Genomic DNA, 20,211 nt, shown 5'->3' on the forward strand with positions numbered 1-20,211 from the left:
AAATGGGCTTGAGGGTTTTTGTTACCCGCGAACTTTTCCCCTTTACCGCCGGTGGCATTGGACGCGTGATCGCGAACATGCTGATGACCGCGCCGGAAGAAGAGCGCGCGGAGATGGCAGTACTTTACGTTGGCGACAACGTCGAAGCGGATGCGTTCGCGGTCGCCCACCCGGTCGTGACCTTCCTCGCGTGGCCGCATTCGCGCTTTCAACAAGTAGACGAGCGTGGGGAGATTTTCCCGCCAATGCCGGCGTTCACCCACAGCATACTGCACTGGGAATCGGTACATGTGCTGCAGGGGCTGCTCGAGCTGGAACGTCTGAAAGGCCCGCTTGAGTATGTCGAGTTCGTGGACTGGGGGGCACCTGCGTTCGCCGCAACCCAGGAAAAGCTGCTTGGCAGCGCATTGACGACGGCCACGCTGGCCGTGCGCCTGCACACCACAGACAGCATCCTGGCCGATTTTGAGCCGCGCGTGCAGAGTGTGCACGGGTTGAATCTCTTTGACCTGGAACGAAAGGCACTGGCCGATTGCGACCTTATCGTCGGTCAGATCGCGCCGGTTGCCGAGGCGTTCCGCGTGTTCTACGGTTTCAGCGAGGAGGAGTGGACTCCACGCCTGCGCCTGCATGCTCCGCCGGTGTTGCTGGATACGATGCAGCCGGTCACGAAGACCACCGTGATCGATGATACAACGCCGCTGTTGTTCACTTCGAAACTGCAGGACATCAAGCGCCCGGATACTTTCATCCGTGGCTGCATCCAGTTCCTGCGGGACAGGCCGCGTTATCAGGGCAACATTGTTTTCCTGGCGCATTCTTTTGATGTGAACTATCAGGAGTATGTCATCTCGCTGGTGCCGGAGGACCTGCGCAGCCGGGTGGTGTTTGCCCGTGGCGTAACCGGTGCGGCGCGCGAGAAGAACATTTCTGGCGCGGTATGCGTATTCCCGTCGCCATGGGAGTCTTTCTGCCTTGCTGCGTACGAGGCGTCGCTGTCAGGCGCAGCCTGCGTGCTCAATGCGCAGAATCCGGCTTTCGGGCCGGGCAGTCCGTGGCGGGATGGATATAACTGCAGCACGTTTGATGGCAGCGCCGAAGACCTGGCACGCGCGCTTTGCGGGCTTTTTGAAAGCACCGTCGGCCGACTGTCGCCGGTCGAGGTGCCGAAGGACCCGCTTCCCTGGAAGGGGCTTGATCCGGTGGCGGTGCCTGCTGCCGTTCCCCTGGACAGGCAATTGACCGTAGTCGTCGTCAATCGCGATAGCGCGGGCCGGGTGTTGAATTCGCTGGACAGCATCCTCGCGTCCAATCTGACGCTTGACAAGCTGATCGTGATTGACGATGCCTCGCGCGACCCGCGCGATATCGCTGCGCTGGACCAGCTGGGCAACAATGATCCACGTTTGTCCGTGCACCGGCTTGCGGTGCCCGTTGGTGACGCTGTAGCGCGCAACATGGGCCTTGCGTTGGTTGAGACGCCGTTTGCTGGATTCGTGCGTGGTGGTGACCAGTTGCTGCCGGGCTTCCTCAATGGCGCGGTGAGCGCATTGGCGTCGCAACCGGATTTTGATGTGGTCGTGGGGCAGGTGGGCGTGACCGTGGATCCCGATGATGTGATCGCCGGCAATGTCGCCCCGGATGGATTCCGCATTTTCTATGGTGAAGGACGCCTCGCAGGACTCTACGAGAACCGCCTGGCGCCGGAAAGCTACGTGATCCGGACCGAGGCCGCCAGGCGCTTTGCATTCGATCCCGTCATCCCTGCACTTGAAGTATGGGAAATGATGCTGCGCGCCTGCCAGTCGGGTGCACGCTTCATGGTGACTTCCGCCGTGAACGTGCTTGCACGGCATCAGGGGCAACCAGATGAACGGCACTTGGAGCAGATCCAGATCGCGATGCGCCGGCGCCTGCAGCGCAAGCGCGTGCGTGTCGGCTCACTGGAGGTACCTGCGTACTTCATCTTCGGTGCGCATGTATCGCCGAGCGGGTTCATGGGGGATGCCTCCAACGCGGAAATGGCCTATCGGCTGCAGGCACTGATGGAAAGCGAGTCCGTGCGTTACACCTTGGCACTTGCCAGGCTTCTGCAGAAGCGGGCGCCATGGGTACTGCGCTTGGGTAAATGGTCGGTGCAGCGACTGGCGCCGATCTATCGCCGATTGCGGTGAGCGTTCCGGGGCAGCATCGATGCATGTGATCGTCATCCAGCTGGCGTGTTGGCGTGTTGGCGGAGAGCGGGCTGCATTGGCGCGTGCTCGCCTGCGCGCGATACCCGCGGCTTCGGTGCTGATCGTTGGCGAAGGAGCGCCGCCCGCCGACCTGCTCGACGAGTGTGCAGAGAGACGCACGCTGTGCGTGGATTCGCCTTTGCATGCGATGCAGGGCCGACGGTTGCCTGATGTCCGCCGCAGTGGTGACGCGGAGCAGCTCGGTTGGTCATTGGCGGTGATGGCAGCGCTGCGGTCGCTGCAGCAGGATGTGCACCTGGACTGTGTGGAGATTCCATCGTGTGGTGCGCTGGCCTACGCACTTATCCAGGAGCGAGCTCTATCCGAGGTGTTTGACACTACGCGTGTGATGTTGCGGTTTGACGGCATCCAGGCCATCGAAGTCCTGAGGCAGGGACGCAATGTCGAGATGGCTGCGCTGATGTTGATGGACATGGAGCGGATGTGCCTGGAGCAATGCGACCAGGTTCTGGTCGATAGTCAGGCAATCGCAGAATCCTTGCAGCGCTTCCTTCCAGGCAGCCAGAGGCCGCTTCACCTGCGGGCGACGCTGCCGGAGCCGGCCGGGCTCATGTTGGAGTACCATGCAGTGGGTTCAGCACTGGCTTGCGTCGCAACCGAAGCGCCTGCTCTCAGGCAGTGCCTGCGGGCTATTTCCGGTTACCTGCAGCAGAGTAATGATGGTCTGCTGCAGGTCTCGGTCGTCTGCCAGCCTGTGCTTCTATCCGAAGTGCTGTATGTGGTGCCTGCTGCCCTGCGCCATCGTTTCCAGGAAGCGCCTGCAGATTGCCTGCGCGCTTCGCCCATGCGTGTGGTCATGCCTGATCGCTGGTCTGCAGGCTCGGCTCTGGCGCGGGAGCTGCTTGCTCATGGCCATAGCCTGATTGTGGATGTCGCCAACCCGGCGCTGGCTGCCGCACAGGGGTGGGAACAGGGGCGGACCCATCTAGGCTACACGGATGCCCGTGGGCTGTTCGAAGCACTGCGGGCTTCGCAGCAGTGGGTGCCCACGCGTCACCTGCGGATGGGGCCTTCCCCGCCGCTGCCCAAGCTTGACGTTGGTACGCCGGTCCCCGCCAAGGTCTCCGTGGTCGTGCCCTGCTACAACATGGGCCGTTGGCTGCCGCAGACCTTGCGCAACATACAGCAGTTTTCATGGAGCGATCTGGAGGTCATCGTTGTTGACGATGGATCGACGGATCCCGGCACGGTGCAGCTCATCGAAGAGCTGGAAGCAAGCCCCAACGCTGGCCTGCGCGTGGTCCGTCTTGAGTTCAACCAGGGATTGTCTGCTGCCAGAAATGCCGGCGTTGCCGCAGCGCAGGGTGAGTTCACCCTATGTCTGGACGCTGATGACCTGGTGTCACCAGAGTTTGTTTCGATTGCCGTACGAGCACTGCAGCGACACCCTGCGCACGACTTCGTTGTTCCCCGCTGCGCCTACTTCTTCGGTGACGAATCTGCGCTTGATGTGAACGAGTTGCGGCTCGGCCAGGGCTTGCCAATGGTTGGTGCGGCATTTGATTCCGGTACGCTGGGCAATCGTTTCTCAACGGCGACCAGCCTGGCGCGAACTTCGGTACTGCGTGCACTCGGCTATGACGAAAGCCTGCGTTCCTATGAAGACTGGCAGCTTTACCGGCGCGCGCTGCAGCAGGGCAGTCGTTTCATTGTCACCAACGACGTCCATTTTTTCTACCGACAGCGACCGGATTCAATGATCCACGATCCGGCCATGCGCGCTCGCCACAGCCTGCTTTATGCGGAGATGGTGGGTGGAGCGACGTTGATCGGGCAGGGGCCGGTGGTGTCGCCGAACCTGCTGGGGGCGCTGGCCGCTCCCCCGCGGATCGATGGGAGCTCATCCGGGCTGTTGCTGGGGGGCGTTGTCGAGGCGCTCGACGAGATGCAGGAATTGCGCCGTAGTCGCATCGTCGGGCTGGGATACAGATTGTCGGCCCTGTTGCGGCGGTTGCGCCACTGAGTTGTCTTTGAGATGCCCCGTTCGGGGCAGAAACACATGATTGTTGCTGGAGAAAGGCGATGGAGTGGGATAGAGGCATAGCAGTGGTGATCCCGTGCTACAAGGTGACCCGTCAGATCCTGGAGTTGCTGGCTGAAATCGGTCCCGAGGTCGATCGCATCTACTGTGTTGATGATGCCTGCCCTGATGGCAGTGGCAACCTGATCGAACGGAGCTGCAGCGATCCTCGTGTGGTTGTGCTGCGCAACCGCGTGAATACCGGCGTAGGCGGTGCCGTCATGCATGGCTACCGCTGCGCTGTGGCGGACGGCGCGACGGTCATCGTCAAGCTCGATGGCGATGGCCAGATGGACCCGGCATTGATCGAAGCATTTGTGTCGCCGATCCTCGGGGCTGATGCCGATTACACCAAGGGCAATCGGTTCTTCGATCTGCGCGAGATCAAGTCGATGCCCCTGCTGCGGCGGATTGGCAACCTGGGATTGTCGTTCATGGCAAAGGCATCGACCGGGTATTGGGACCTGTTTGATCCGACCAACGGCTATACCGCCATCCACGCTGAAGTTGCGCGTCGCTTGCCTTACGACTCGATCAGCTCGCGATACTTCTTCGAGAGCGACATGCTGTTCCGGCTCAATGTGATGAGGGCAAAGGTGCTCGACGTGCCGATGGACGCCCGCTACGGTGACGAAGTAAGCGGCTTGAAGGTATCGAAGATCGTTGGCGAGTTCCTCGCCAAGCACGTACGCAATACCAGCAAGCGCATCATCTATGGCTACTTTCTGCGAGACATGAACATTGCCTCGTTCGAGCTTCTGGTTGCCGTGCCGATGATCGTGTTCGGCATGGCGTTCGGCCTGTATCACTGGATCGGTTCAGTGGAAGGTGGCCTCATTACCCCGCTCGGCACCATCATGCTGGCAGCGTTGCCATTGGTTCTTGGGGTGCAGCTGCTGCTGGCCTTCCTTTCGCACGATACGGCGGCGATGCCACGGTATGCATTGCATCGCCTCCTGCTGCGTTATCCGGCGGCGCGCCCGGCTGCCAGCGGATTGTGATGCGGTCGCCGCCGTGCCAGCGCGAGCGCTGGCGCGACGATCAGGCACACCGTGTAGAGGGGAAGCTGATAGCGCGCGTCCTGGGCAATGATCGCCACCATCAGGATCGCGCTATGAACCAGCACCAGCATCGGCACAAGCAGTATGCGCCGATCACCGGTGCGCCTCCACGCAACTACGGTCAGCAGGCACAGCGCGATCAGGAAAGGAGCGGGGCGCCAAAGGCGTCCCAGCTGCGGCTTCAACAGGGTCTTGCCCATCCAGTTGGTTGCGTTCGGTAGCACAGATGCCTGTGGCGGACCGCTCAGTCCCGGCTGGACCCATTGCAGACTTTGCTCATCGCCGATCTCGAAGCCGAATACATAGAGATACAGGGGCCCCGAGGTCCGGTAGCGCCAGACCATTCCGCTGGCACAAAGCACGTGGTCGAGTTCGATATCCGGCCGTTTCAGGGCCATGCCGAGCCAGATCCGGAACAGGTCATCCTGATGCTTCACGGCCGTCGGAATATCATAATGATCATTGAAGATGGTCGTGTTCACCACCGAGCAGCGATATCGCCAGTCGCTGGCTCCGCTGTCGACGGCTTCAAGTATCGCGTTGTCCACGGCAGACTCCGGATTCTGGCCTGCTGCCAGATGCGCGGACAGGTGGTGGGTATAGGCCATGTAAGCCGCACTGCTGCGATGCGTGCCCACGCTGTCGGCCAACGGGCCCTTGATGCCCCACATGAGGCTGGCAGCCAGCAGCAGGCAGGCCAGCACCCGCATGCGGGTACCTGGCCGCAGCAGGAGGATCAAGAAGGCCGCGACCGCTACGGGAGGTCCGTTGTGCCGCAGCGCCATGCAGCAGGCAGCGAGCAGCACCAACGCCAGGCAGTTGTACCACTTGCGCAGGCTTGGTCGGTCGAGGAAGGTATTGCCAATGACAAAGGCGGTCAGCGCGACCACGCTGGTTGCATACGGGACGTCTTTCCACAGTGTTATGGATGACAACGCCGTCACTGGATACGCAGCCAGCAGCAGGCCGCCGGCCGTCGATGTCCAGCGCGGCGCGTTGCAGGCGCGGCGGACAACAGTCGCCAACCATCCGGATGCCAGTGCCAGAGCGGCCAGCTGCAGCCAGGCCGCAAGGGTGGGGCTGGGCAGGATCTGCTGGACGAACCATAGGTAGAACGCATACAGAACCGGATGGGCGTCATCGAACCTGCCGCTTGCCGCCTGCGCCCACTGGTTCAATGAGTCGGTGGTCAGGATGGCGGGCAGGAACAACACCAGCAAGATGCTGCCGGCAAGCAGCAGTGGCAGTGCTGCGATCGAGACTTCCCGGCCCAATGAGGGCTGCGCTTCATCGTTCCGTGCTGATTGCCAGGGCGATGGCCAACGCGATGCCAGCCCGAAGCCGGCCAACAGCAGCAGGCCAAGAGCCACGGACTGGCAAGCCTGCACCACGTACTGCAAGGGCGTCCGCGAGGGAAGCGTAAGGAAGTGTGGATTGGGGACAGCTCCGGCCAGGCGAACCCGGATCTCGCCACCGGTGGGGCTGTAGAGGTTGTAGTGCTGTTCTTTGCCGGCCGAGCGCAGGATTGCCTGCCCAGACCATGGGTGGGTGAAGAACTCCACGTAGACGTCGCTGGAATAATGGCCGTTCCAGTGGATCTTGTCCGGTGGGCTGTTGATCGGAGAAATAAGGTAGCCATTGGCCGCAGTCCAGCTTGGACCCGCCTCGACGTCGCGCAGCCCGGCATCACGGCCATCAGCTATGAGGCGGACCCAGACTTCTGAGCCCTTGGATTCGGGAGTGCCCTTACCGAGGGTCTCTATCTCCACCTGCAGCGTTGTTGCCGGTGCCGGGTCGAATGGAATCATCCAGGTCAGCAGCCAGCCGGTGAGGATGCAGCTGGTGATCCAGCCCAGGCGGACACGCAGCGCGAGGGGTTCCCATTGGTCGCGCGTTCGCATCAGGAGCAGCAGCACGCCTGCACTGGCCAAGGCCGCTGACATGATCAGTACGAGCGTCTTCCAGGCGATTGCGAGGTTGTCGAAACGGCTCGATGGAAACAGTACAGACACCGCCAACAGCAATCCACAGGCGGCAGCACATGATGCCAAGGCGAGCCTGGGCTTTCTGGTAATCATTCTCAGCCTGGCAGCAGGGCGGGAAAGAACGAGGGCAACGACTGGCGGTCGCGCTCAGGAGGTTGTGTCCAGTGACTGATCCAACACAAGCTGCCAGCGCCAAGCGTCTTCGCACATCTGCTGAAGACCGTGCTGCGCGATCCAGCCGAGCCGTTTGTGGGCCAATGATGTATCAGCCCAGCTTTGCGCTGCATCACCCTCGCGTCGCGCTACGATCTGGTAGGGGATCGTTCGCCCTGATGCCTCTGAGAACGCTTGGATGACCTCGAGGACGGAGTGCCCGCGCCCTGTGCCCAGGTTTAGTGCTTCCAGATCGCCAAGATCGGGCAGCATCTGCAATGCCCGAAGATGTGCGTCTGCCAGATCGCAGACATGAATGTAGTCTCGGACCCCCGTACCGTCCGGGGTGTCGTAGTCACCGCCGTACACGTACATCTGGGGCCGGATCCCCGAGGCTACCTGGGAGATGTACGGCATGAGGTTGTTCGGAATGCCGTGTGGAGCTTCACCAATCAACGCCGATTGATGAGCACCAACCGGATTGAAGTAGCGAAGATTGATTGCCTGCAGTTCCGGATCCGCCTTACGGCAATCGCTGATGATCTGTTCACAGAAGAGCTTGGTCCTGCCGTATGGATTTGCCGCCGAAACCGGGGCGGATTCATTCACCGGACATGTTCCTGTCTGACCGTAAACGGTAGCCGATGAGCTGAATACGAGCTTTCTGCAGCGATATGCGTGCATCGCTTTCAGGAGTCTTATGGTCCCACCGACGTTGACGTCATGGTATTCCAGAGGAATAACGGAGCTTTCCCCTACAGCCTTCATCGCAGCAAAATGCATCACTGCATGCGGCTCGAAGTCATGCATCACGCTTCTCAGAAGGTCTTCATCGCGTATGTCGCCCTCTACAATACTTGGCCGAACTCCCGCGATTTGTTGGATCCGTTCTCCGATATCCCTGCGGGCATTGCTGAAATTATCAAAGATCAGGATGTCGTGCCCGGCGGAATACAGACTCAGGCAGACATGGCTCCCGATGTACCCTGCACCGCCCGTTACCAGAACACGCATGCAATTGCTCCGTCTCTACTAGAGACATAATTGTGCCATCAAGTAGTCGGCAGTGTGGTGCTTTCGGCGCAGGTGTGGCCCGGCTCGCGCAGCGAGTATGGGAAGGAGTGATCGAGACTGCTACCATATCGCAGATATCGCAGATATCACTGAACGCAGGGGGCAAGGGTGAAGATTGGCCGTAGCGCGGACCAGGCTGGGCTACGCTGGTCTGTTGCATGTATCTCACTGGCTTCACTGCTCCTCCATGCAGCGGGGGGGGGGTGGGTGGCTGTAGGTTGGACGGGGGCCGTGCTGATCTGGTTGTGGCTGCGTGCTTCTCATCGCTCTTTAAGCCCGGCGCGAAATTTTTCCGTAGCGTCTCTACTGGTAGTGGCAATCCTCTCCGTATGCCTCTCTCTGCTGATCCCACTTCCTCGTAGTGGCGTGTTTGACCCAACCATCCAGACTCTGGTTTTGAGCGCTTCGGAAGACGGAAAGGAAGTCTGGGTCAGGATGACAGATGAAGGCGGGACCGAAATCAAGCCTTCACGAGCCTATGGGTCTTGGCTTTATAAGGACGGATGGCAAGTGAGCACTGGGCCGGGGGCGAGCTTGATGTTCGAATCTAAAATTAGCTCTTGGGCAACCATGGCATTCGTTGCGCATGAATGGTCAGGGGTAGTGCGGGTAAATGGTAGCGACATTGTGCTTGAGAGGCCGCAAGGTGCTTCCGAGACCATTGGGCTTCCGGTCGTCCAGATTGGGGCCGGCGCGAGCAGCTTGGTTCTATTGGTGGCCTTGATCAAATTGCTGGACGCCTTGCTGGTAGGTGCGCTTGTCATGCTTGCGATCAACGGCCGACAAGTAGAGGGAAATCATGCGGAAACTTGATCGATCTGATTGTTTTCTGCTGGCTGTACTTGCAGTAATGGTGTCTATTGTGAGTTTCCCGTGGACTGGTCGTCAGTATCCGGATACGGTGGATTATCTGGCTCAGGCGACGCGTTCTTGGGTTGATTTTGGACTTTATAGCGGTGTGCGCGCATCTGGATACGTGGTTTATCTCAAGCTATTTGGGGCGGAGTGTCAGGGGCTATATATTCAGTGGATTCTTTACCCCGTTGCCTGGGCTGCCTTGGCATGGGCGGGGATGGCCCTGATCTATGAGAAGAGAAGTCGGGTACTTCTTGTGGTCTTCTGCGTGGTCGCGGGAGTGAGTGCTCAGTATTCCCAGTGGGCTGCAAGCCTGTTGACGGAATCAATCGCGGGCTCTTTGTTTATTCTTCTATCGGCTTTGTGTCTGCGAATGCTGAAGGATGGCAGGACCCGCTACTGGATCGTATTTGTTGCCGTTTCGGTTGCGTATGTGTTGGTGAGGGATATCAATGCCTATCAGATAGCGTTCTTGGTTCCGGCGCTTCTGCTGCTGCGTGGCAAAGGTGTGGTTCGCTTCATTGCAGTCCTCGTCATCGCAGGCGCATGTCTATTCGTTGTGAATAGTGCAGAGCGAAACGAGCGTTGGCTCTTCCCGTACATGAATGTTCTTGGTCAGGATGTCCTGCCCAATTATGCTATGAGGGCGAAGCTAGAAGAGAAGGGGTTGCCGCACGAGCTTGCGCTGAGGCACTCCGGAAAGTGGGCTTCTTCTGATGATATGTGGGTCATGAGCGCAGACGAGTCCGAGCCACTGAGGGCGTGGGTGCGCTCGCATGGGAAGAAGGAGTACGCCGAGCTGGTCGTGGCAGATGCCCCGTATGCCGCTCTGAAATTTTTACGGCAGCTGCCAGCGCTTGTTAACTTCTCCGGCGATGAGCTGGCCTATTATGGAGGGGCAAGCTTGGCCGGAAGGCATCAAGGCCTGTTTGCATATTCGTTGTGGCCAGTTCTTGCGATAATCATGTTTGCGAGCGTGATGCTTTTGGTTGATGCTTCAGGGCTCTCCGATTCCAGTGGGGTTCGCGGATACCTGTTCAGTGTTTGGTTGGCGCTGTCGGGATTTCTGGTTATTGGAATCAGCTATTTCGCCGATGCAATGGAACGGCTGAGGCACGCGCTTCCCGGAGGCTTGGCGTGGACGGTAGCCGCGATCATGCTGTTTTGCTTGGTTGCTTCTGGGTGCAGGAAAGGTGAGGTTTCCGCGAATTGAGATGCAGTGATTGATGTCAAAGGATAGTCTTGAATCCTTTCCATCGCTAAGTTGCTCATCCGGTAGGGATTTTGCCGGTGAGGCTCTCTCCGGGAATTCCTCAGAGTAGACTGGCGACTTGCAGTCGATATGCAGAAGGAGGGCTACCAGTGCAGGTGGGGCTGTAGGAGTTGTCCCTTAGGAACGCTTCGAATAAATCTACAAAAAACGCTCTGGTACTGCCGGACGCTGGCCGGCACGCGGTGAATGCCAAAGTAGTTGTCGCCTCGGTCACCCGACTTCCGCTTCCATCGATGCCGCCTCTGTCGCCATTGCAATCGCAGGCTCTTTCTTTGGGTTGAGCGCCACCGCCGCCACCGTGCCCAGTTCCGCGTGGTCCTGCTCCAGCGCGCTGGGTGCCTGTCACGTGCTTGGTGTGCCTGGTGGCGAGCAGCTCCCTGTCTTGGCCATCCACGGGCTTGCTGAAGGTCTGGAAAGCCATTGGTCGGAATCTCCTCCGGGCGATGCTTTGCCGTGCGGAACACGGATTCGACAAAGGCGTTGTCATCACTCACACGTGGCCGCGGGTAGGACGGTTGATGCCCAGCCAATGCGGTATCGCCAGCACCGTGGTGGCCTTGAAAGGGGCACTATTGTCACCGTACAGCACCGGACGCTGGTTGCCCGGCTGGGCCGCCACGCCTTCGGTAAGCGCGGTGCGCTGTACCAAGCGCGCGTCGTGGTCGGCGCTGTCACCCATCAGGCACTTCCCGGCCGATTATCTTGCGACTGTACAGATCCATGATCAGGAACAGGTGCAATCATCGGCCGGCCCCATCGGTAGGCAGGTAAGACATGTCCCAGCGCCACACCTGGCCGGGTGCGGTGGCAACGCGGGTGGTTGGTGCGCGTGCGCGACTGCGGTGACAGCTCCGTCCATGCGCGCGCAACACCCGCTAGAAGCTGGATTCGCTGGCGATATAGCGCTCTTCGTCAGTCAGCATGGACGCGATGCGTGCTGGCGGCATGTCCGCGAATCGTGCCGAATTGACGACCTGCAGCGCCTCAAGATGCTCCGCGTCGATAAGCGCATGAGGCGGTGTTGGACGTGCCGCCATTGGGTGGCGATCGCCGCTGTCGTCGCTACACTTTCAGTGCTGCAGTGTGCGGAGGCTGACCCTGCTCAGGCGACAGGCTTCTGCGAGGTGGGCGCTTCAATGGCCTGCCTGGCCAACGGCGCTGATTAGGCTGTGACGATCTTCCGGGCCGGTCATTCGGCCTCATCTTGGTGGAAGATCGCCTGGAGCTTTTTTTGATAGCACCAGCAGTACGGCGGTCTCGGCTAGTGCCTTCTCCTTGCGTAGCAGTTCACGCTCCAGTTCCTGGATAAGACGGCGATCGGCCTTGCTCTGTCGAGCTGGACCGGCCGCCAGGCTCGGCCACTCCCTGTTGGGCCGCGTCCCGCCAGCGCGCAGATTCTGCGGATACACGCCATTGCTGCGGTGCCATGCACCCTTGGCTGCCTTCTCCATGCTGGCCGTGATCAACACCGCATCAAACCATGCAGTCGCCGTTCAGACTGCTCGCGAGATGGCTCGGTCACTGCGGCGCTCAGCCAACGCTCCAGCACGGCTTGCGAAACGCCCACCTCCAGTGACACGGCGCTCAGCTTGGCGCTCTCTGGTGGAAGCAATCGCGCCACCACCGTGTTCTTGAAATGCTGTCCTTATCGAGCCACTTCGTTCTCTCATTGCCGCTCTCGTTATGGATTCTATCGGGGCGACAACTAGTCTGACGTTGGAGGGGGGGGCATCCTGGGTGCTTGCTAGAACTTGGGTTTGGTCGAAGGCGCAGGGAGGGGCAAGCCTGCAGTTCGCGGAAGACCTGTCCCGCTACGCTTCGTAGTCGAACTCTTATAGGGGGAACAATTGAATAGAGGCGATTCCGCCCCTTTCTGGCATTACGCTGACTTCGTATTGAATACGAATTTTGAATCGAGCTTGTACTTGATGAAGTAACCGATGCTCAGGCCAATAATGCCACCTAGATATCTCATTGGGTTGCTTTGAAATACGAAGTGGAAGGCGGCTTCGGTTCCCCAGAATACGAGGGTGGTGGCAAGACCCATAGCTACATAGAGCGCAAACGTACGTGCTTCATACGCGATGTTCTTCGACTGATGATTGAAAATGAACTTCTTGTCGAGTACGTACTTGCAAAGCAGGCCGGTCGCAGTACCGATGACAACGGAGGCAACAACGGCATAAGGGCTTTTGTATAGAAGAATTACAAGAGCCTGGGCGCCGATGTTCACTCCGATGGAGACGGCGGCAAACACCGAGTAGGCAAAGATCAAACGTGATCTGCTCAAAGCTTGATCCTGCGGAAAATGAACTCTGGGATATTCTTGATGATCATCATTACCGCCCACCAGAAGCCAGGCAGGTAAGCCACGGATTTGCGCTTTCCAATTGCCTTGAGAATCCCGTTGGCCACCTGTTCCGGTGTCGCCCAGAGTGCTCCCTTCTTGAACGCCGCTGTCATTGGTGTATCGACGAATCCAGGCTTGATGGCCAATACATTGACGCCGCTCGCGTGCAGGCGCTGGCCAAGCCCGCTTAGATAGGTAGCAACGGCGGCTTTTGCACTGCCGTACAGGTAGTTGCTGGCGCGACCGCGATCGCCCGCCACCGAGGAGATCACGGCCAGAGTAGCGCCATGCTGTAGACGCTGTGCAAGTGCAGCGGCAAGAGCGATCGTCGCGGTGGCATTTGTGGCGAACTCGTGTAGTGACAGGTCCACAGAGGCATCGCAGGCGGCCTGGTCCGGCAGAGTGCCGTGGGCGATCAGAACGGTATCGATGCCTCCCAACGCTGCCCATGCGTTGTCCAGCAGTCCACCGTGTGCGGCCACATCGTTCACGTCCAGAAGCCCGGTCTCCACACGCTGGGCGCCGCGCACGCGCAAGTCGGCGGCAATGGCATCAAGCTTCTCGGCGCTACGGCCCACCAGATAGAGCGCCGCGGCACGTCCAGCGTATTGGCGTGCTACCGCCTCGGCGATGGCCGATGTCGCGCCGATGATCAGGATTTTCTGCATGGTTACTCCATCACCCGACGCCAGAAGCCGGATGAGAATCGAGGGTCGATGAAATGGGAGAATTGCTCCCAGGCCGGATAGGCTTGGCGGAACAGGGCCCCGGACATGCGTGCGTCCTTGGCCGGATACACCGCGCCACCGGCGTCGCTGACGATGCGATCGAGGCGCTCCAGCATCGTAAGCAGGCCCGGGCCGTCATTGGGGAAGTCGAGGGCCAGGGTTGTGCCTGGACGCGGGAAGGAAAGCATCCCCGGCGACGGGATGTCGCCAAACTCCTTGAGAACAGCCAAGAACGAGCCGCGACCGCTGCGGGCGATTTCAGCCAGCAAGGCTGCTGTCGCATCGCGAGCGTGCGCGGGCGGCAACACGCACTGGTGCTGCAGGAAGCCTCGCGGTCCGTACATGCGGTTCCAGTGGTTGATGCCGTCCAATGGATAGAAATAGCTCTGGTAATGCGATACATGGCGTGCCCGATGCGCGGGCTGACGCCAGTAGTACAGCGTGTTGAATGGACGCAGAGTAAGGCCGTTAACCAACGAGACCGGGAGGGCCAACGGCATGCTGCGTCGTGGGGCTGAACTGGGCGTGGCCGCTTGAGCGTTGCCGGGTGCGTGGTCGCCGCGAAGGAAATGGCCACGGCCGAGGTTGCGCCCTTTGGCAAGGCAGTCGATCCAGGCCACCGTGTACTCATAGCCTGCTGCAGAATCCCGGGAAAGCTCGAAGAATTCATCAAGATTGCCGAATCGGATCGACTCGGTTTCGATCCATGGGCCGGGTACCCGGCGAAGCTGCAGTTCGGCCCAGGTAATGAATCCGGTCAGACCTAATCCCCCTGCGGTGGCCGCGAATAGTCCACTACTGTCAGCTGCCGTGAGTTGCTGGCGCGAACCATCGCTGCGTAGCAGCTCCAAGCGCAACACATGATGGCAGAAGGTCCCGGCGCGATGGTGGTTCTTGCCGTGCACGTCATTGCCAATGGCGCCGCCAACGGTGGCGTAGCGTGTGCCCGGTGTCACGGGCAGGAACCAGCCACGTGGCAGTGCAATATCCAGTATGGAGGCCAAGGTTACGCCGGATTCGCAGCGCACGATGCCGGTAGCGGGATCAAAATCGATGAATCGGTCCAGTCCGTGGCTGGTGAGCAGCGTGGCATCCGGGTTCAGGCAACTGTCGCCATAACTGCGGCCATTGCCGTGAGGCAGCACCGAGCCCCCATCGGCAGGCAATGGCAACGGAACGTCGCGGTTGAAAACCGGCACTATCCGCTGATTGACTCGCGGATAGCGCCCCCAGGATTGGCCGGCCGGTGCACTCATATTGCGATCAGGACGATGAGCAGGCACAAGCCGATCACGATTTGACTACTACGGTCTGTCGCAGCGAATACGATGGGATCGTCATGCATGTCGCCACGGTGAGAGACGATCCACATGCGGCTGATCCAGTACAACAGGATCGGACAAAGGAGCCATAGCAGTTTCGGGCTGGTGTATAGCTCCAGGCTTTCGGGGCTGTTGATGTACAGCGCGAATACCAGCACGCCAATGTAACCTGCGGCGGCTCCCAATGATTGCACCAACGGCAGGTCGGCCACAGAGTAGCCACGGCCGATGGCCACTTCCTTGCCACTGGCCAGCGCCGAAGCCAGTTCCGTATAGCGCTTGAGCATGGCCAGGCTGAGGAACACGAACATCGAGAAAGCCAACAGCCAGAACGAGAGTTCAGAGCTGATTGCCACTGCGCCGCCAATGATACGCACGGTGTACAGCGCCGCCAGCATTACGACGTCAATCATCACAATGCGCTTGAGCTTGAGGGAGTAGCTCAATGTCATTACGTAATAGCACAGCAACACGCCGGCGAAGGCTGGGCTGCAGGCCAGGGCGAGTGCGAATCCGGCCAGCGTGATCAGCGGGGCTGCCAGCAGCCCGTGCAGCAATGGCAGCGTCCCGGCGGCAAATGGCCTCCGGCGCTTGCGCGGATGCATACGATCGGGAGTCAAGTCCAGCAGGTCGTTGAGCAGGTAGACGCCTGACGCGCACAGGCCGAATGCCAGGAAGGCCACCCCGGCATCGACGACCGAGCCGATGTCGAAGAAGCGGTGGGCAGTCAGCAAGGGCACCAGCACCAGCAGGTTCTTCAGCCACTGATAGACGCGAAGGGCCTTGATCCAGGTGAGCAGGCCTCCGCTCTGAGACGGCAGGTGGGCCAGGACTTCCGTCCGCGTGCTTGCCGCACGGACCAGCCCGTTGCCATTGTTGACAACAATGGCTCCTCCGGCGTGCGCCCAGACCTTCAGGTCGACCTGGCCGTTACCCATATAGTCGAAGCCGCGTTCACCGAAGCGCTCCGCCAATGCCTGCCCTTTGTTGGTGCCGGACAGGTTGGTGTACCCATCGCTGGCCATGACCTCTTCGAACAGGTCCAGATGGTCGGCAATGGGTTGGACCAACAGCCGGTCCGACGCCGTACACAGTACGCGCGGCCGTTGCGTGGTGGTGCGTAGAATTTCCAGGACCCGCTCGTCATAAGGCAAAATTGCTGCGGGCAATTGCACGCGCGAGGCCAGTTGGCGCTTCACATACGCCTTGCCTTTCAACAGCCAGAAGGGAACCAGGAAGACATACAGTGGATTGTGCGCCAACAGCGCCAACATGAACAGGGGTGAGATATATCAGGGGTGTTGGCGAGATATATGCCGGACAACCCCGGACAACGCGGGATTACCGCTCACCTTCATTCAACACTCATTGCGCGTGGCGCAATCACTCGCCGGCCTGTTCCAGGTTAGCGAGTTGCGTGAGGATCTGATGCTCTCGAACTCTAAGCTGCCCCAATTCGACCAGTAGCCCGATCTTGCTGCTGCTCAAGGCCCCAGACTTCCGACGACGCTGCATCATCGTGGCGATGATATCTCCATCTTCAGCGTCCAAAGTGCGGAGTTGCTGTGAGTAGTCGTTGACCGTCGTCTTGCTGATGGAAAAGCCGAGCTCAGCCAGCCATTGGGAGATTTCGACAGACTGCGAATACCCGTTGTTCCGCAGTCTCTCCTGTACCTCGGCCAGGACTGCAGGTGGCAGCGTGGTCATTTTGGGCGGTCTGGGCATGGCTTCTCTCGAAAGTTGCAGTCAGGGCGATGAGCGGAACAGATCCAGTTGATCAAGCCCGCCGGCACGATCCTGAGCCCGACGGATCAGCCGGCGAATGCTTCTTTCGTGCATCCCGGTCTCGTGGGCCAGTTTAGCGGTCGAAGCGCCGGCCAGGTAGGCGCGCAAGATCTCGATCTCCCGCTGCGTAGCTTTGAAGTGCGCATCCTTCGGGTACGTGATGGTCTGCCCGCCCCAGTGTTCAGCCAGGCTATCGGCCACCGCTGCTCCCACCAGGTCAGCAACCTCGGCTGGAAGCGCATGCTCACGACTCAGCAGACCTGCCACCACTTCGGCAATCTCGCTGAGAAGCTCATGACGGCGGGCCTCCATCGACCTCATGCCGAAGGGGCCTCCCGCCGGGCGCGGCGATTGGCATCGATCTGAAGAGCGGCAATCACTTTGGACAACTGATCCGGGTTGCACCATTCCAGGCGTCCTACCTTGAACATGTGGCGGGCCACCGAGTGGGCATATTCCCACTCACGCCCCGAATCAGCCAGCAGGGCTTCGATCTTGGACAGCTGAGGGGATAGGTCGCCCTTGGGGCGGCCTGCCCATCGTTTGGCTGCGTACGCCGCCTTGGCGGGAATTCCACCCAGGCGACGCAGCTCGTTGGCGATCGCATCGAGCTGCCGGCGATCGCACTTGCCGGCGCTTCGCTGGGCGGCCCCGTGCTCCTTGGAGACGCGCTCAACCAGGTCACGGTAGACGTCCTCGGAGAGGCCGAGCTTCTTGGCGCCGGCGTGGATCGCGGCCAGCACCCGGTTACGGCCGTCGCCGGCCTTGCGAACGCGCGTCATGCCTTGCTCCTTGCGCCCTGAGCGGCCCGGAGGGCGGTCTGCCATGCCGGCACTTCCTGACCGGCATGATCCAAGAGCCGCCGCAGTCCTTCGCGCGCACCAGGCACGATACGGCCGCCGTCCTTCAGGACGGCGGCCACCTGGGACTTCTTCGTCAGCGGATTGCGGCGGATCAGCGGCCCCTCGCTCGCGGCCAGCTCTGGCGGGAGCCGGAAAAGCGGGACGGTGTAGGTTGCCCGCATGGCCGGCCAGTGGCCGCGCTGGCTCTCACTGCCCATCTCCATGAGGTCCGCCGGCACTGCCCGCCGCAGTTTGCGGTCGGCGAAGAACGCTGGCGTCGAACCAGGCGGCATCAGGTAGCCAAGAACCGCATCCACCGCCGCTCGAACGGCTGAGCGTGACGGGCCGTTGGCCACGGCGCGAGGCGCGGACTTGTAGGCCCGCCATGCCGCGTCGTACACGGTCTCATCCATGAGACACCTCCACTTCCTCGACCTGCATGAGGCAGGAATCGAGATCGGGCCGGTCGTCCCAATCGACCAAGCGGATGCCGTGGGGCGACGGCCAGCCCTCCAGCTGATCGAACTCACGCTGCATACCCTCGGTCGAGTAGCTGGAGTTCACGTCCAGCACCCACCCCATGAACTCGGCACCCGCCATCTTGATGACGGCCAGTACCGCGTCGCCGTCGGCTTCTCCAAGGCGCTCATCGGCACCGGTCCAGAACTTGTTGATTTCCGTCGCCAGCTTCGGCGTCAAGATGCTGTGGTCGATCTCAAGCTGTACCTGGCCTTCGCCCCAGTCACGTTCAATCTTGTAGCGCTTGATGGTCATGCCGGGCCTCACGGGTTCGTTGAAAGGTGGAAGGCCTGTTCCAGCAGCACGAACAGGTAGCGAATCTCACCGCTCTGGAGGGCGAAGCGGGCATCGAACTCGGCGCGATGGCTATCGGCGTCGGCTTGCTCCAACTGCGAGAGCGCACCGTCCAGGAACTTCAGCTTTCGCACCACCAGGTCATCGCCCAGCTCGAAGGACAGCGCGTCCTCCAGCACCAGGGCCAACTTGGTGACCTGCTTGCCGGCATCCAGGTGCTTGTCGATCTCGTCGCTGCGCAGTTCCTGGTCGCTGCAGCGCACCTTGGCGCCACCCTCGACCGGATCGCGCAGCTCGGCGGACTCTCCAAGGGATAGCCCGTCCGGCAGCGGCTCGCCAGCGATCCAGCCGGTCAGGATCGAGCGCGGCGCGACCTGGGCATTCAGCGGGATTGCCGGGAAGCTGCCCAGCAGGCCACGGATATCGGACACGAAGGCCTCGCCCACCTTGCGGCTGGAGGTATCCACGGCCACATAGCCGTGGGTGAGGTCCAGGATCGCGTCGTGGCGAGTGTTCTTGACGAAGGCCTTGGGCAGCAGCTCGTGCAGGATGTCGTCCTTCATGCGCTTGCGCTCGCGGCCACCGGGTCGGCGCCCCTGTTCCTGCTCCATGACCTGAAGACGGCTCTCCAGCGCACGGTTGACCACCGCTCCGGGCAGAATCTTGTCCTCGCCACCCACCGTCAGCCAGAGGAAGTTGCCCTGCCGGCACGACAGGTGCTCCTGCTCCTCGCGACCGAAGGGGGAAATGAAGCCGCGCGAGTTCATTTCCAGCGGACCGACCGGCTTCAGAACGCCATACGGCAGCACGGATTCGACTTCGGAGAAGTCGGTGCTGGTCGGAAAGCGGAACAGCACCAGGTTACGCATGAACATGGCGGTTCTCCTTTGAGTCGGTGTTGCGGTTGCTGGCGCGCAGTGCGCCCCAGCGCAGCCGACGCGGATGCTGGGAACACCACGCAAGCCAAGCCCCAAGCGCGTCACCCTTTGCCCGCTGCGTCTGCGCCTCTGGCACACCCGGTACAAGCAGCATCCCCTGCATCATTCCCTTTCCGTGCCTGGCTGCGACGCTGATCACCTTGCGCAGCTGCGCGCTGCTCCCTTCGGCAATGAAGATTGCGCCGTCCGGCACGTTTGTTCCGAAGCCGATCTGGCCATTGGCCCAGCAGTACGCGATCACAATTGCACCTCGCAGATGGATTTCTGAACCTCGTGGATCAGATCCAAACGTTGGTTGGCGGCAGCCAGCGCGGCGGCCATCGCGCCCACCGCCTGCTGAGCGCAGGGGCCGCACATGGGCGACTCGGGCGCACCGGTGGGCATGTCGCAGTTGACGCAGGCATGACGCGGCCCGGTGGTGGCCACCTCGGGGTCGGTGCGATCTTCGAAGTGCAGCAGCGCCGGCTGGGAGATGTGGCGCTTCAGGCGCCAGGGCAACGCGTCTCCGCGCGCCTCGATGTACCGCACTGCCTGACGGACGGCATAGCGAGCAGCGGTCGCGTCTTCGCCTTGGACGTTGCCGCAGGTGGCGTCGAAAAAGCGCAACCCGTCCAGCTCGACGGCCAGAGCGTGGATCTCGACGTCGGCCCGCGCCGCTCGGTCGGCGATCTCCACCGCCAGGGCCAAGGTGCTGGCATTGAGTGCACCGCGAACACCGTCGAAGCGGAAGGTGCAGGTGTCTCGGATCTTCGGCATG

Annotated in this window: 19 protein-coding genes and 1 pseudogene; 5 read left to right on the forward strand and 15 right to left on the reverse strand. The window is 60.8% G+C overall.

The window, feature by feature from the left end; all coding sequences use genetic code 11:
• Nucleotides 1-2: 2 nt before the first annotated feature.
• The 3 genes from AC0Z6F_RS16125 to AC0Z6F_RS16135 all read left to right on the forward strand — a co-directional run bounded on the left by AC0Z6F_RS16125 (nt 3) and on the right by AC0Z6F_RS16135 (nt 5,276).
• Complete coding sequence (locus AC0Z6F_RS16125; protein ID WP_448122532.1) at nt 3-2,174, forward strand: glycosyltransferase; 2,172 nt, start codon at nt 3-5, stop codon at nt 2,172-2,174.
• A gap of 19 nt (nt 2,175-2,193) precedes the next feature.
• Nucleotides 2,194-4,218 carry a glycosyltransferase family 2 protein gene (locus tag AC0Z6F_RS16130; RefSeq protein WP_485619105.1) on the forward strand — a complete coding sequence of 675 codons (2,025 nt, stop codon included), beginning with the start codon at nt 2,194-2,196 and terminating at the stop codon, nt 4,216-4,218.
• Nucleotides 4,219-4,322: 104 nt separating this feature from the next.
• Entirely contained in the window at nt 4,323-5,276 is a 954-nt protein-coding gene (locus tag AC0Z6F_RS16135; protein WP_448122534.1) for a glycosyltransferase, read from the forward strand.
• On the opposite strand, the gene AC0Z6F_RS16140 is transcribed toward AC0Z6F_RS16135, so the two are convergent.
• Complete coding sequence (locus AC0Z6F_RS16140) at nt 5,240-7,414, reverse strand: hypothetical protein (protein WP_448122535.1); 2,175 nt, start codon at nt 7,412-7,414, stop codon at nt 5,240-5,242. The genes AC0Z6F_RS16135 and AC0Z6F_RS16140 overlap by 37 nt on opposite strands.
• Before the next feature lie 54 nt (nt 7,415-7,468).
• On the reverse strand, nt 7,469-8,488 hold the full coding sequence (gene galE / locus AC0Z6F_RS16145; protein WP_448122536.1) for a UDP-glucose 4-epimerase GalE: 1,020 nt from the start codon (nt 8,486-8,488) through the stop codon (nt 7,469-7,471).
• Nucleotides 8,489-8,779: 291 nt separating this feature from the next.
• Here galE and AC0Z6F_RS16150 point away from each other — a divergent pair, with 291 nt between their 5' ends.
• Both AC0Z6F_RS16150 and AC0Z6F_RS16155 read left to right on the forward strand, forming a co-directional pair.
• Nucleotides 8,780-9,361, forward strand: coding sequence for a hypothetical protein (locus AC0Z6F_RS16150; protein WP_448122537.1), 582 nt, complete (start codon nt 8,780-8,782; stop codon nt 9,359-9,361).
• The gene (locus tag AC0Z6F_RS16155; RefSeq protein ID WP_448122538.1) at nt 9,348-10,616 is read left to right on the forward strand and encodes a hypothetical protein; all 1,269 of its coding nucleotides are present in this window, start codon (nt 9,348-9,350) and stop codon (nt 10,614-10,616) included. The genes AC0Z6F_RS16150 and AC0Z6F_RS16155 overlap by 14 nt, the downstream gene beginning before the upstream one ends.
• A gap of 270 nt (nt 10,617-10,886) precedes the next feature.
• Here the strand turns inward: AC0Z6F_RS16155 and AC0Z6F_RS16160 are convergent.
• From AC0Z6F_RS16160 to AC0Z6F_RS16220, 13 genes and pseudogenes are all read right to left on the reverse strand, one after another.
• Nucleotides 10,887-12,300: pseudogene (locus AC0Z6F_RS16160) on the reverse strand (DDE-type integrase/transposase/recombinase).
• 255 nt (nt 12,301-12,555) lie between these two features.
• Nucleotides 12,556-12,966 (reverse strand): GtrA family protein, encoded by a 411-nt coding sequence (locus AC0Z6F_RS16165; RefSeq protein ID WP_448122539.1) that lies wholly within the window; start codon nt 12,964-12,966, stop codon nt 12,556-12,558.
• Nucleotides 12,963-13,694 carry an SDR family oxidoreductase gene (locus AC0Z6F_RS16170; RefSeq protein ID WP_448122540.1) on the reverse strand — a complete coding sequence of 244 codons (732 nt, stop codon included), beginning with the start codon at nt 13,692-13,694 and terminating at the stop codon, nt 12,963-12,965. The genes AC0Z6F_RS16165 and AC0Z6F_RS16170 overlap by 4 nt, the downstream gene beginning before the upstream one ends.
• A 2-nt stretch (nt 13,695-13,696) precedes the next feature.
• Entirely contained in the window at nt 13,697-15,010 is a 1,314-nt protein-coding gene (locus AC0Z6F_RS16175; RefSeq protein WP_485617713.1) for an FAD-binding oxidoreductase, read from the reverse strand.
• Nucleotides 15,007-16,350, reverse strand: a complete 1,344-nt coding sequence (locus tag AC0Z6F_RS16180; RefSeq protein WP_485617712.1) for a UbiA family prenyltransferase — start codon at nt 16,348-16,350, stop codon at nt 15,007-15,009. Before AC0Z6F_RS16180 ends, AC0Z6F_RS16175 begins: the two co-directional genes overlap by 4 nt.
• Before the next feature lie 109 nt (nt 16,351-16,459).
• A complete protein-coding gene (locus AC0Z6F_RS16185) occupies nt 16,460-16,783 on the reverse strand; it encodes a phage protein Gp27 family protein (RefSeq protein WP_485617711.1) in 324 nt (107 codons plus the stop codon).
• Nucleotides 16,784-16,822: 39 nt separating this feature from the next.
• The gene (locus tag AC0Z6F_RS16190; RefSeq protein WP_049440566.1) at nt 16,823-17,173 is read right to left on the reverse strand and encodes a Mor transcription activator family protein; all 351 of its coding nucleotides are present in this window, start codon (nt 17,171-17,173) and stop codon (nt 16,823-16,825) included.
• A 5-nt stretch (nt 17,174-17,178) separates the two neighbouring features.
• Complete coding sequence (locus AC0Z6F_RS16195) at nt 17,179-17,643, reverse strand: regulatory protein GemA (protein ID WP_049403076.1); 465 nt, start codon at nt 17,641-17,643, stop codon at nt 17,179-17,181.
• Complete coding sequence (locus tag AC0Z6F_RS16200; protein ID WP_485617708.1) at nt 17,640-18,116, reverse strand: hypothetical protein; 477 nt, start codon at nt 18,114-18,116, stop codon at nt 17,640-17,642. The genes AC0Z6F_RS16195 and AC0Z6F_RS16200 overlap by 4 nt, the downstream gene beginning before the upstream one ends.
• Entirely contained in the window at nt 18,109-18,477 is a 369-nt protein-coding gene (locus AC0Z6F_RS16205) for a DUF2528 family protein (protein WP_049403075.1), read from the reverse strand. The genes AC0Z6F_RS16200 and AC0Z6F_RS16205 overlap by 8 nt, the downstream gene beginning before the upstream one ends.
• A gap of 8 nt (nt 18,478-18,485) precedes the next feature.
• On the reverse strand, nt 18,486-19,391 hold the full coding sequence (locus tag AC0Z6F_RS16210) for a recombination-associated protein RdgC (protein WP_049440562.1): 906 nt from the start codon (nt 19,389-19,391) through the stop codon (nt 18,486-18,488).
• A complete protein-coding gene (locus AC0Z6F_RS16215; RefSeq protein ID WP_065428103.1) occupies nt 19,378-19,695 on the reverse strand; it encodes a hypothetical protein in 318 nt (105 codons plus the stop codon). Before AC0Z6F_RS16215 ends, AC0Z6F_RS16210 begins: the two co-directional genes overlap by 14 nt.
• Nucleotides 19,692-20,210, reverse strand: a complete 519-nt coding sequence (locus AC0Z6F_RS16220) for a hypothetical protein (RefSeq protein ID WP_049440560.1) — start codon at nt 20,208-20,210, stop codon at nt 19,692-19,694. The genes AC0Z6F_RS16215 and AC0Z6F_RS16220 overlap by 4 nt, the downstream gene beginning before the upstream one ends.
• Between the last annotated feature and the right edge of the window lies 1 nt (nt 20,211).

The organism is Stenotrophomonas sp. 1L-E-5-B-C3 (genome assembly GCF_057292075.1).